Source organism: Faecalibacterium sp. An121, assembly GCF_002160915.1.
GTDB classification, from domain to species: domain Bacteria; phylum Bacillota; class Clostridia; order Oscillospirales; family Ruminococcaceae; genus Faecalibacterium; species Faecalibacterium avium.
The window spans coordinates 1-12,520 of record NZ_NFLM01000006.1 but is presented as its reverse complement, the minus strand read 5'-3'; the positions used below and the strand labels follow the sequence as shown (position 1 = coordinate 12,520).

At 54.8% G+C, this 12,520-nt stretch carries 8 protein-coding genes and 1 pseudogene; 7 read left to right on the top strand and 2 right to left on the bottom strand.

The window, feature by feature from the left end; translation table 11 throughout:
* Positions 1-220 precede the first annotated feature (220 nt).
* The 5 genes from B5E66_RS13335 (at position 221) to B5E66_RS04510 (ending at position 9,166) form a co-directional block, all read left to right on the top strand.
* On the top strand, positions 221-574 hold the full coding sequence (locus B5E66_RS13335) for a TnpV protein (RefSeq protein WP_242958087.1): 354 nt from the start codon (positions 221-223) through the stop codon (positions 572-574).
* Positions 502-7,707, top strand: a complete 7,206-nt coding sequence (locus tag B5E66_RS04525; RefSeq protein ID WP_242958086.1) for a DEAD/DEAH box helicase family protein — start codon at positions 502-504, stop codon at positions 7,705-7,707. The genes B5E66_RS13335 and B5E66_RS04525 overlap by 73 nt, the downstream gene beginning before the upstream one ends.
* Positions 7,704-8,447: a DUF3849 domain-containing protein gene (locus B5E66_RS04520; RefSeq protein WP_087229252.1), complete on the top strand. Its 744-nt coding sequence runs from the start codon at positions 7,704-7,706 to the stop codon at positions 8,445-8,447. Before B5E66_RS04525 ends, B5E66_RS04520 begins: the two co-directional genes overlap by 4 nt.
* A complete protein-coding gene (locus B5E66_RS04515) occupies positions 8,447-8,776 on the top strand; it encodes a plasmid mobilization protein (RefSeq protein ID WP_087229249.1) in 330 nt (109 codons plus the stop codon). Before B5E66_RS04520 ends, B5E66_RS04515 begins: the two co-directional genes overlap by 1 nt.
* A 105-nt stretch (positions 8,777-8,881) precedes the next feature.
* Positions 8,882-9,166, top strand: coding sequence for a hypothetical protein (locus B5E66_RS04510; RefSeq protein WP_087229246.1), 285 nt, complete (start codon positions 8,882-8,884; stop codon positions 9,164-9,166).
* On the opposite strand, the gene B5E66_RS04505 is transcribed toward B5E66_RS04510, so the two are convergent.
* Positions 9,155-9,709: an SLOG family protein gene (locus B5E66_RS04505; RefSeq protein WP_087229244.1), complete on the bottom strand. Its 555-nt coding sequence runs from the start codon at positions 9,707-9,709 to the stop codon at positions 9,155-9,157. The genes B5E66_RS04510 and B5E66_RS04505 overlap by 12 nt on opposite strands.
* A 145-nt stretch (positions 9,710-9,854) precedes the next feature.
* On the opposite strand from B5E66_RS04505, the gene B5E66_RS04500 reads away from it, so the two are divergent.
* Positions 9,855-10,085, top strand: a complete 231-nt coding sequence (locus B5E66_RS04500) for a helix-turn-helix domain-containing protein (RefSeq protein ID WP_087229241.1) — start codon at positions 9,855-9,857, stop codon at positions 10,083-10,085.
* A 137-nt stretch (positions 10,086-10,222) separates the two neighbouring features.
* On the opposite strand, the gene B5E66_RS04495 is transcribed toward B5E66_RS04500, so the two are convergent.
* A complete protein-coding gene (locus B5E66_RS04495; protein WP_087229238.1) occupies positions 10,223-11,263 on the bottom strand; it encodes a PD-(D/E)XK nuclease family protein in 1,041 nt (346 codons plus the stop codon).
* Positions 11,264-11,443: 180 nt separating this feature from the next.
* Here B5E66_RS04495 and B5E66_RS04490 point away from each other — a divergent pair.
* Positions 11,444-12,397 (top strand): annotated as a pseudogene (locus B5E66_RS04490) (relaxase/mobilization nuclease domain-containing protein); the annotation flags it as partial.
* Positions 12,398-12,520: the final 123 nt, after the last annotated feature.

Here is a 12,520-nt window from a genome sequence, read left to right as displayed (position 1 = left end):
GCCATCAGCATCACTTGGCTGCTTTTGTCCCGATGCGGCATCGACCCGGAAGGATGGTTTGACCGGGATGATTTTCAGGCGGTCTATTCCTTCAGCACACCAGAAGCGGCGAACGTCCTGGGAACGGCAGTCACGGAAAGCTGCAGTCAGGTGCTGCGGCAGATCGAGAGAACCATCAAGACAACTACCCGGCGCAGAAATATAGAAAGGAGCCAAGAGTATGAGCAGCTTAACTTATTCTCAGAACGGGGATTATCTGATCCCGGACCTGGCCCTCGATCCGGCCCCGGCCAAGCCCCTGGGCAAGTACGGACGGATGCGGCAGACGTATCTCAAAACCCACCGGCGTCTGATTTACAATCAGATGCTGCTGTCCGGGAGCCTGTTTCCGCACCTGCAGGAAGTGGACAAGACAGCACACCAGAGGCTGGAACAGATGATGCCTCAGCTGGCGAAGGACGCGGGAGCGACGGAGGAGCTGAAAACCCGGAACCCGATGCAGTGGGTGGGCCTGATGAACACCTGCAAGGCACAGGCCGAGGAAATCCTGATGGAGGAGCTCATCAACAACTGAGTTTCTTCCCCAGTGAAGCGGAGCAAATCGAACAGATCGACCGACGAGCGGAGACCGAAAAAGTCTCCGCTTTTTCTTTTTCCGGTGAGGATATTGCGCTGGCCCTGGCCAGCGGCAGCGGATTTGCCCAGGGCAAAGAGCGGATTGCGGCTTATTTTGAAGAAAACCACACCCCCAAAGAACGGGCCGAGTTTTTGAAAAACGAGTACGGCATCGGAGGGCAGACCTGGACTTTCCTGGATGGCAGCCACGGTTTCCTGGAATACAATGCCCGCGGCATCCAGCTGCGCTCTTATCCCGAGGGGCAGGAGCAGCGGTTTTCCTGGTCTGATGCGGCAAAGAGGATCGGGGTTCTGATTGCCGCCGGCAAGTATCTGGACGAGCCGAGCAAGGAAGAACCCATTTGGGAGTACAACGGCGTCAAGGAGCGCCACCCGGATAACCTCGTCCTTTACCAGATGGGGGACTTCTACGAGCTGTATGGTGAAGATGCCCGCACCGCCGCTGCCGAGCTGAACCTGAACCTTTTCAGCCGCTCCATTCCGGGCGGAGGCCGGGTGGAGATGTGCGGTTTTCCGGTGAACCAGCTGGAACAGACTGTAGAACGGCTGCGCGACAAGCACGATGTGACGGTTTCCGCCCAGCAGAAGGGCAGCGCCCAGCGCCGGGAATATACCATCCTCTCCATCGACCACGAAGCAGAGCAGGCCATTGATGCCCACGAGGCTGAGTTTGGCGCAGATGGATTCCGGGCGTTCCCGGATGAGGAAGCAATTCAAAATGCCACCATCCGGAAATTACACGAGCGATACAAGCCCATTGTGCTGGAGGCGGTCGCCCGGGATGCCAGATACGGGAATGTTTGCAGCGACGGCGACCGAGAACGCGCGGTGATTGAAGGCCGGGCGGCCATCCAGCGGGCTGTTTTGTCATCTGGCAACCGGGAACTGCTTCATCTCTATTCCCATATCCCTGAGTTCCGGCAGCGCCTGACCCGAGAAGTCGTTGATGAGACCTATCCCAAGCTCTATGAGCTGCTGCACCCCCTCTCGGATGCAGACATCGACAAGGCAATCCAGAGCTGGAATGGCAAAATCGAGAGCAAGCACGCTGTTGTCCGCTATATGAAAAACCATGCACGGGAGAAAGATACCGCCGCATGGCTGGCCCATGAGTATGACGGCAGTGATGGCAAAACCCCGTTTACAGTCCGTCCCGGAAGTCCGGTCAGGACAGAGCTGCCCTGGCCCAAGGTCCAGCGGCGGATTGCCCAGCTCATCAAAGAGGACCGTTTTTACACCCAAGTCGAACGGGATAACCTGGATGATGTGGACCCTGTTTCGATCCGGGAATCGCTGGCTGACCGCGGTATCGTGAATGGCCAGGTGGTGGAACCTGAAAAGTTGGACAACGATCCCTTTATCCAGCAGGTGGTGGCGGATGCCGAGCAGGCAGCCGTAGAACCTGTCGTTGATGCACCAAAGGAGGCGGAACCGGAAGCCCTGTCCGATGCAGAGTATGCCAGACGGAGTCTGGTCCCGGGCGAAACCGCCTTTGATCTGGATGACCGCCGGTTTGTGGTGGACCAGGTGGACCTGGATTCGGAGCGGATCAGCCTGCGGGATGTGACCTTTGCCCAGGCCACCGGTTTTCCCATCTTCCGCTCGGAGCCGATTTGGGTGATTCGTCAGTACCTGGAGCAGGAAGCGGCCCCGGCCAAACCTGAGAAGCCCCTGACGGCGGAGGATGTGACCGATATCCGGCTGGAGAGCAGCAGCTATTCCGCGATCTCTCGGGAAAAGGAGTATCACCTGTCCTGCAAGATCAACGGGGTGCCGGACACGCTGGTCTACACCGTATCCCAGCACGATGACGGCGAAGGTTTTACCATCCAGAGCCAGAAGGACGATATCTGGAATAAGATGTCCCGCCCGGAGCTGGAAAAGCTGGAGGATGTGCTGGCCAGAGCGGTGGAGTTTGACTACTGGAGCAAATCCATCGAGCACGCAGCAGATGCGGATGCTCTTGAAGTGGTGGCTCTGGACTACCGCTGGGCAGAAGACCTGAATCTGAGCGATGAGCAGCAGGATGCACTTTGGAGACAGATCGCGGCCCGCAGGGCGCAGCTTACCGCCCAGCCCACCTTTACAACAGAACCGGTGGCATCCTATCCGGCAGAAGAAACAAATCTTCCCTACGATGTAGTGGTCGAAAAACTCCACATCGAGCCACCTGAGCCTCCCGAACAAGAATCGCCTGCGCCTCCCGCCCGGAACTTCCACATCTCCGACAGCCACCTGGGGGAGGGCGGTCCCAAACAGAAGTTTGCCCGCAATGTGGAGGCCATCCGCACCCTGCAAACGCTGGAGTCTGAAAACCGGAACGCCACCCCGGAAGAACAGGAAACCCTGTCCCAGTACGTCGGGTGGGGCGGCCTGGCAGATGCCTTTGACCCGGACAAGGACAGCTGGGCCAAGGAGTATACCCAGCTGAAGGAACTGCTCTCTCCCGAGGAATACGCCGCCGCCCGGGCCAGCACCCTGAACGCACACTACACTAGCCCCACCGTCATTCACGCCATCTATGACGCAGTGGAGAAGATGGGCTTCCAGACCGGCAACATTCTGGAACCCTCCTGCGGCGTGGGCAACTTTTTCGGAATGCTGCCTGAATCCATGCAGGGCAGCCGCCTGTACGGCGTGGAACTGGACAGCATCTCGGGGCGTATCGCTCAAAAGCTCTACCCGGAAGCCAACATCACGGTGGCGGGCTTTGAGACCACCAAGCAGCAGGACTTTTATGATCTTGCCATCGGCAATGTGCCATTTGGCAACTACAAGGTCAACGACAAAGCCTACAACAACCTCGGTTTCTCCATCCACAACTATTTCTTTGCCAAAGCTCTTGACCAGGTGAGGCCGGGCGGCGTGGTGGCCTTTGTCACCAGCCGGTACACGATGGATTCCAAGGATTCCACCGCCCGCAAGTATCTGGCCGAGAGGGCCGACCTGCTGGGGGCCATCCGGCTGCCCAACAATGCGTTCCGTGCCAATGCCGGCACCGATGTGGTGTCCGACATCATCTTCCTGCAAAAACGTGATCGGCCCATCGACCGGGAACCCGACTGGGTGCAGCTGGGCCAGACCGAGAGCGGCATCTCCATCAACCAGTATTTTGTGGACCATCCCGAGATGGTCCTGGGTGAACTGACCACCGAGAGCACCCAGTATGGCCGGGAAGAAAGTACCGTGCTGCCCCTGGAAGGCGCAAATCTGAGCGAACAACTGAAGGAGGCCATCTCCCATCTGGAAGGCGAATACCGGGAGGCCGAGCATACCGCCCCGGACGTGGGAGAGACCGAGACAAGCCGCGACTTTTTGCCCGCTGACCCCAACGTGAAGAACTTCTCCTACACGGTGGTAGATGGAGAGGTTTACTACCGCGAAAACTCGGTCATGACCCACTTGGATCTGAATGACACGGCCAAGGGCCGGGTCAAGGGCATGGTAGAACTGCGTCAAATCGTCCACGAGCTGATTGACCTGCAGATGGAGGACGGCCCGGGTGACGCCATCCGGAAAAAACAGTCTGAACTCAATGCAGCTTACGATGCTTTTGCCAAAGAATACGGACTGCTGAACGACCGCAAGAATGGCCGCCTGTTCGAGGACGATTCTTCCTATTACCTGCTCTGTTCGCTTGAAAACCTGGACGAGAATGGCAAACTGAAAAGCAAGGCGGATATGTTCACAAAACGGACCATCCGGCCCGAACGGAACATCAGTCATGCAGCTACCCCCAGCGAGGCGCTGGCCATCTCCATCGGAGAACGAGGCCGGGTGGATCTCCCCTATATGTCCGAGCTGCTGGGCAAGCCGGGAGACTATGACAGCATCATCACCGACCTGCGGGGCGTGATCTTCAAGGACCCGACCACGGATGTAACCGACCCGGAAGCAGGCTGGCAGGCTGCGGATGAATACTTGTCCGGCAACGTCCACAACAAGCTGCGGATTGCCGAACTGGCAGTCCTAACCAACCCGGAATTTGCTCCTAACGTGGAAGCTCTGACCAAGGCTCAGCCCCGGGACCTGGAAGCCTCTGAAATTGATGTGCGTCTGGGTGCCACCTGGCTGGACCCCAAGGTGATCCAGCAGTTCATGCTGGAGACTTTCCAGGTACCGTTCTATCTGCGCCGGGCCATCCAGGTGAACTTTTCTCCCCTCACAGCCGAGTGGCAGATCGAGGGCAAGGGCAAGACCGGTATCAACGATGTGGCCGCCTACGAGACCTACGGCACCAGCCGGGCCAACGGTTATAAAATCCTGGAGGACACCCTGAATCTGAAGGATGTGCGGGTGTATGACACCATTGAGGACGTGAACGGCAAGCAGCAACGGGTGCTGAACAAAAAGGAAACCACCCTGGCCCAGCAGAAGCAGCAGGCCCTCAAGGACGCTTTTGCGGGTTGGATTTGGAAGGACCCGCAGCGCCGCGAAACCCTGGTCAAGCAGTACAACGAGCTGTTCAACTCCACTCGCCCCCGGGAGTACGACGGCAGCCACATCCATTTCGTGGGGATGAACCCGGAAATCAGCCTGCGTGAACACCAGAAGAACGCCATTGCCCATGTGCTCTACGGCGGCAACACCTTGCTGGCCCACGAAGTTGGCGCAGGCAAAACTTTTGAAATGGCGGCCTCCGCCATGGAGGCCAAGCGGCTGGGCTTGTGCCAGAAATCTCTTTTCGTCGTGCCGAACCACCTGACCCTCCAGTGGGCGCAGGAGTTTCTGCATCTCTATCCCAGCGCCAAACTGCTGGTAGCCAACAAGAAGGATTTTGAAACCGCCAACCGGAAGAAGTTCTGCGCCCGTATCGCCACCGGAGACTATGATGCGGTCATCATTGGTCACAGCCAGTTTGAGAAAATCCCCCTTTCTTTTGAACGGCAGGAGCGGATCATCCAGGAGCAGATCGACGAGATTCAGAATGCCATCTCTGAGATGAAGTACCGGGTAGGCGAACGGTTTACCATCAAGCAGATGGAAAAGACCCGGAAAAACCTGGAACAGAAGCTGGAAAAGCTGAAAGCCACCGAGCGGAAAGATGACGTGGTGACCTTCGAGCAGTTGGGTGTGGATCGGCTGTTTGTAGACGAAAGTCACAGTTTTAAGAACCTTTTTTTGTACACTAAGATAAGGAATGTGGCTGGACTGTCCACCTCAGAGGCCCAGAAGTCCAGCGATATGTTTGGAAAGTGCCGCTATATGGACGAGATCACCGGAGGCCGGGGCGTGATTTTCGCCACCGGCACCCCAGTGTCGAACTCCATGACCGAGCTGTACACGGTGATGCGCTACCTGCAGTACGGCACCCTGCAGCAGAAGGGCCTGACCCACTTCGACTGCTGGGCCTCCACCTTTGGCGAGACCACAACCAGTATAGAACTGGCCCCGGAAGGCACCGGCTACCGGGCACGAACCCGCTTCGCCAAGTTCTTCAACCTGCCCGAGCTGATGAATATGTTCAAAGAGGTGGCAGATATCAAAACCTCGGATCAGCTCCACCTGCCGGTGCCGGAAGCTAAGTTTGAGACAGTGGTAGTGAAGCCCTCGGATATCCAGAAGGACATGGTGGCCGAGCTTTCCAAGCGGGCCGCCGCCGTTCACAGCGGCGCGGTGGATGCTGCAGAGGACAATATGCTCTGCATCACCAACGATGGCCGCAAAATCGGCCTGGACCAGCGCCTTATGAACCCGCTGCTGCCGGATAACCCGGACAGCAAGCTGAACGCCTGTGTTCGCAATGTCCTGAAGATCTGGGAAGAAGGAAAGGAACAGAAGCTGACCCAGCTCTTGTTCTGTGATCTATCCACTCCCAAGGGGGATGGGCAGTTCAACGTTTATGATGATATCAAAAAGAAGCTGCTGGCAGCGGGGGTGCCCGAGAGCGAGGTGGCCTTCATCCACACCGCCGACACCGAAGCCAAGAAGAAGGAACTGTTCTCCAAAGTTCGTGCGGGCAAAGTGCGGGTCCTGCTGGGCAGCACTCAGAAGATGGGAGCAGGCACCAACGTACAAGACCGGCTGGTAGCAGTCCACCACCTGGATGTGGGCTGGAAGCCCTCGGATATGACCCAGCGCAATGGCCGCATCATCCGCCAGGGCAACCGGAACAAAGAAGTGCAGGTCTACAACTACGTCACTGAGGGTACATTTGACGCATACCTGTGGCAAACTCTTGAGAATAAGCAGCGATTTATCTCCCAGATTATGACAAGCAAAAGCCCGGTCCGATCCTGTGATGATGTAGACGAACAGGCTCTCAGCTATGCCGAGATCAAGGCATTGTGCGCTGGAAATCCGCTCATCAAGGAGAAGATGGACCTGGATATCGAGGTGTCCCGGCTCAAGGTTCTCAAAGCAGACCACCAGAGTCAGCAGTACCGGCTGGAAGATAAGCTGCTCAAGACCTTCCCTGCCTCCATCCAGCACCAAAAAGAGGTTATTGCCTGCATGAAGCAGGACGCAGAAACCGCAGAAGCACATCCCCAGGTGAAGGACGGCTTCTGCGGCATGACCATCAAAGGAATGTACTATGAGGAAAAGCTCACCGCCGGTGAACGGCTGCTGGCGGCCTGCCAGGAGCTGCCCTCGGCCGGGGCGGTGGAAATCGGCAGTTACCGCGGCTTCCCGATGGAGCTTTCCTTTAGCACCCTTCACAACCAGTTCGAGATTGCCTTCAAGGGCCAGTCCACCAACCATGTGTTCCTGGGCACCGACGCCCGGGGCAACATCACCCGTCTGGACAATGCCCTGGACAACTTCCCGGAACGGATTGAGAAGGCTGAGAACCGCCTTGGAACCTTAATTCAGCAGCGGGATGCCGCTCAGGCCGAGCTGGGCAAACCCTTCCCGCAAGAGGATGAACTGGCCGCGAAATCTGCCCGACTGGCAGAGCTGGACGCCCTTCTGAACATGGAGGAGAGCCCCAGCCAGGAAGCGCCCGGGGAAGAAAAGGCGGAGGCAAAAGAGGAAGGCCGCAAGCCGTCCGTGCTGGCTGAGCTGAAAGCCGCGGTGCCTGACCGGACACCCCGGCCCAAAACCCATGAAAAGGAGGCGGATGCCCGATGACCGATGCAGAACTGAACACGGCCCTTTATGAGAAAATGTTTGCAGAACAGGAGCAGTTCAAGGACTGGCTGCTGACACAGCCGCCTGAGAAAATCCTGGAACGCAGCTATGAGTACACTGTGCGAGAGGATTTTCTTCTTGCTCTGGAGCAGGACGATCTGACCAGAGGCCAAATCGCAGCCCTGCTGGCCACTCCCACACCGCTGGATGACCTCTTTCACACGTATGAAGCAACCGAAACGCACCACATGGAGGAAGTCTGGAGCTGCCTCGAGAGCTTGGCGGAGTACCGCAAAGCGGAGCAGGCCGTGCAGGAGGAACGGCTCAACATTTCCTGCAAGGAAGCCATTGAGAAAGCGATTGACGGCAATTATCGGGGGAACAGCCTGGATGCGAAAGCAGCGGCGCAGGAAGTTCTGGACCAGTTTGGACCCGAGCGGGTCCAGACTGTCCTTGCTGCGACGGTACAGGACAAGGACTGGGATGCCCGATTCTCCCGCGAGAATAAAGCGTGGGCGCGGACGGTGCCCATGCCACTGGCAGTAGATGGCGCGAACCGGCGGTCCCGGTGGCTGGTGGACAGCCATCCCGGACTTGTCAATCTGTTTGTGGATCAGGTCCGGGACCTGGCCCGGGAGCGGGAAAAGGAAAAGTCGTCGGTGATCCAGCAGCTGCGGCAGGAGCCGACCGTCGGTAAGGCCAAGGCAGCCCCTCCCAAGAAGCGGGAGCCGGAGCGGTAATGGAAAAGTCTGAGGTCATTATTCTGAGGGTATCTCCCGAGGAATTGAGCCGGATTCGGAAAAAGATGCTGGACGTGGGTGTCCTCAACCAAAGCGCCTACCTGCGAAAGATGGCCCTGGATGGCTACTGTGTACGGCTTGATCTGGACGAAGTTAAAGAACTGAATCGCCTGCTGCGCATTTGCAGCAACAACTTGAATCAATACGCAAAACGTGCCAATGAAACCGGCTCCATCTACAAAGCAGACATTGAGGATTTACAGAGGCGGCTGGATGCCATCTGGCAGCAGCAGAAGGAGCTTTTGACGGAACTGGCCGGCATTGAATAATAAACACGGTATAGCGAGTAAAGCTATACCGTGCTACATAGAGTCGAGAGCCTTGCAGGATAATGGACTGTCCTGTATACTGAAATCAGAAAGGAGGCAAGTTCGATGCGGATTATTTTGAGGATTTTTGTCTGGCCGGTGATTTTGCTGCTGGGGATGCTGTGCTTCCTGGGCACCATCGCATACAAAGTGGCTGCCTATGTGATCTCTCCCTTCCTTCTGCTGGGCCTTGGATGCTGCATTTACTGCTTGGTACAAGCCCGCTGGATGGACCTGGCAATCTTTGCCGTGATCGAGCTGGGCATCCTTTTGGCGCTGTTTGTCATGATCGGACTGGTGATCCATGCAGAAAATTTGCGAGATTGGATGCGTAGTCTTTTAAGCTCCTGATGAGAAAACCGGAGCCCTGGCATAGACCACCAGGGTCTCGGGATGGATGAGAAGCACGGGTTTATTGTGAGACAAAGCATAATGAACTGTGTAGCCTGTTCCACTGGATTCCTGGTTTTTGTAATCGTAGACGCCGAGCAAAACGTCGGTATGATCCACCAGATATCGGTTCCTGGCGTGGTAGCACCCGGAAAAATATCGGGGACTTAGGACAAGGACTTCACAGCTTCTCTTTAAGAGATTGGAATAGCGATCCTGATCGGCAGCCTTCCAGCGTCGTTCCTGACCTTCAAAGGGGATGATGCAATGGAGCTGCAGGTCGGGATTTTGCCGTTTCAGAGAAAGAACGGCTTCTCCGGCCCAAAGATCTAACCCGAGGGCGCAGCCGGAATAGAAATCTGTAATCCCGCGATGATGAAGCCGCAGAATCTGTTTTTTCAGTACGGCTTTTAGTTGAATACAGCCGGGAGCTGACTCGTCATACTGGAAACTGAAATGGGATGGACGGTGGCCAGTAAAAGCACAAGAAGTCAGCACTGCCATAAGTTTTTTCCTCTTGGTTTAACCCTTTGCCATGTGTAAGAAGTCTGACAAGATTTCTTGCATCTTCTAAAGCTATTGTACATTGGATACACTTAGCTTGTCAATGATAGGACAAGTATCCAAAACAATAAGCTGAGGTGAGAACGTGGAGGAGTACGGAACCATTCGCATCAAGCTGGATGAACTGATCCAAAAGGCCGGCATCAGCAAGAACAAGTTGAGCCATAAGGCGGAAATGCAGCGTTCGCAGATCAACAACTATTGCAACAACGAGATCACGCGATTGGACATCGACGTGCTTGCAAGAATCTGCACTGTGCTGAATTGTGAAATTGGGGACTTACTGGAATTTATCCCTCCGGAGAAAACGAAATAAAAATATATGGGGAGCCCGGCAAAAACGCCGGACTCCCCACTTTTTGTGATATGTTCTCCCACAGATTGAGTTTGCAGAAAGATGCCATTTGGAGATGGATTCAAGTATGTGCCGGGCTATGCCGACAGAACAGCTTTTCAGATGATTTTTCCGACACACTTCAAGGCTTGCAGTGCGTTCAGAATTTTGGCCAGCTGCTGATGATAATTTGACTCGTTGTATCGGATATATCCAACAGTCATGAATGTACCATAACGGAAGGTTTTCTTTTCAAATTCGCCGTCCAGTTGGTCTCTCAGATATTCATACAGAGTCAGCCTAGCCTGAGTCGATTTTGACGGGGCAGGATTGTTTTTAGGATCGACCGAATATTTGACTGCGATAATATCGTTCTCAATCTGGAGGTACAGATTATCGCAGATGTCTTCTGTCAGACCCATGGCATCAAGTTCATCGCTCGTAAAAAGATTGCTCAACCACAAGGCCATAAACCCGCCCGAGGGGTTGGACACATATCCCCAGGAGCAGTCTTTCCCCCACAAAGGGTTTGGTCCGCTTTCCAGGTCCTTCTGCAGGTGTTTGAAAAAGCCCCTGTAGGAATCTGGGGTCCAGTCTTCGATTTTTAAAAACTGATAACTGTTTGCCCTGTATTCAATCCATTCCAGGTACTCCAGATAGTTGCGGAAGATGGGATTCTCAATGGTTTCTTGATATCGCCGGAAAATGGACAGCAAATCTTCGCGTGTGAATTCGCAGTCCACACCTTTCTCCGGTCTGGGTTGGTCAAAGATCTTATAATACACCGTAATGATATTGTCTTTGGAAAGCCACGGTTCAGATTTCAACAAAGCCTCTTTGTATCGCTCGATCTGATTATCATGGATGTTTGTAGCGACTTTATCCTCCAGGATGATCCGGAAATCGTTGAAATAAACCAATACGTCAATGTTGTCGTACTGCTTCTCTATTTTTTGAATCCGCCAATCATCGCAGTAGCCCTGCTGGTTTTTACTCCGGAGAATCCGGTTCATGAAAACCATGGCGCATTCCCGGATCTGCGGGTCGGAGTCCCATCCATCTTCGGTGAGGTGGGAGAGCAGCCAGCAAATGAATGCATCCTGGGAGAGTTCACTGGTTGCATACCGGAATAGATTGGTTACGCAAAGATTGAAACTCATAAAGACTCCTCCTTATATGTATATTTCTCTTACCCTGGAAACGTGTCACAGGGAGAATTTTGTCGGTTTGGTCTTTACTTTTTGAACCAAAAACTGCAAATTGTCGATTTGTTTCAAGTATAGCACACTGTTATTCAGCAGACAACGTCAGGCCCCAGCTTATGTGAGGAGGTGGAATCAATGGCTGCCACACGCCTAATCGCCCTGCACGTCAATAAGGGCAAGAGTGTTGCCCAGTGTCTCCGCGCCCGGACGGATTATGTGCAGAACCCGGAGAAAACGGACAATGGAGAACTTGTTACTGCCTATGAGTGCGACCCCATGACGGCAGATCAGGAGTTTCTATTGGCAAAACGTCAGTATGAGCATATCACCGGGCGGCGGCAGAAGCGTGACGTGATCGCTTATCAGATTCGGCAGTCCTTCAAGCCGGGGGAGGTAACGCCGGAAGAAGCAAATGCCATTGGCCAGGAACTGGCCAAACGATTTACCAAGGGCAAACACGCTTTCATTGTGGCCACCCATACAGATAGGTCGCACATCCACAATCACATCGTTTTCAACTCGACTTCCCTGGATTGTACACGGAAATTCCGGGACTTTCATCTGTCCTGGCTGGTTCTGTCTAAGCTCAGTGACATGATCTGCCTGGAATACAAGTTGTCTGTCATCACCCCGAAGCCCTACAGGGAACGCACAAAGTACAAGTATCCCGAACGCCTGTCCATCCGGGACCAGATCCGCGCTGACATTGATGCGGCCATGCGGCAGAAACCACAGAGCTTTCAGGAATTGGTGGGCCTCCTTGAACAGGCGGGATACGAGTACCAGGAAGGCAAGTATCCGGCCATTCGAGGGAAGGATCAAAAGAAATTTATACGCTTCAAATCTCTGGGAGAAGGATACACCCAGGGAGATCTGGCGCTCGTGTTTGCCGGACAGCGGGAACACCAGCCCCGCAAGCCGGACAAGCGAACAAAGCAGCCTGCCCGGAAGATGAACCTGCTGATTGATATTCAGCAAAAGATGACAGCGGGGAAGGGGAAAGGCTATGTCTGCTGGGCAAAAGTGTTCAACCTGAAGCAGATGTCCAAAGCACTGCTTTTTCTGCAGGAGAACGGCATCGAGAGCCTGGACCTGACCCCTTCCCCAAAAAACGGACACAAAGCAGGATAAAAAAGCCGAATAAAATGCAGAGATAAGGTGTACTGCAATCAGGCGGCGGAAGCGGCAAGTTCAGCTTCAAAACTTGCAGGC

Bases quoted from the DNA above. Each gene is read 5' to 3' on its own strand.
- B5E66_RS04515 (WP_087229249.1), top strand. From the start codon at position 8,447: ATGGAAAAGTCTGAGGTCATTATTCTGAGGGTATCTCCCGAGGAATTG.
- B5E66_RS04510 (WP_087229246.1), top strand. From the start codon at position 8,882: ATGCGGATTATTTTGAGGATTTTTGTCTGGCCGGTGATTTTGCTGCTG.
- B5E66_RS04505 (WP_087229244.1), bottom strand. From the start codon at position 9,709: ATGGCAGTGCTGACTTCTTGTGCTTTTACTGGCCACCGTCCATCCCAT.
- B5E66_RS13335 (WP_242958087.1), top strand. From the start codon at position 221: ATGAGCAGCTTAACTTATTCTCAGAACGGGGATTATCTGATCCCGGAC.
- B5E66_RS04495 (WP_087229238.1), bottom strand. From the start codon at position 11,263: ATGAGTTTCAATCTTTGCGTAACCAATCTATTCCGGTATGCAACCAGT.
- B5E66_RS04520 (WP_087229252.1), top strand. From the start codon at position 7,704: ATGACCGATGCAGAACTGAACACGGCCCTTTATGAGAAAATGTTTGCA.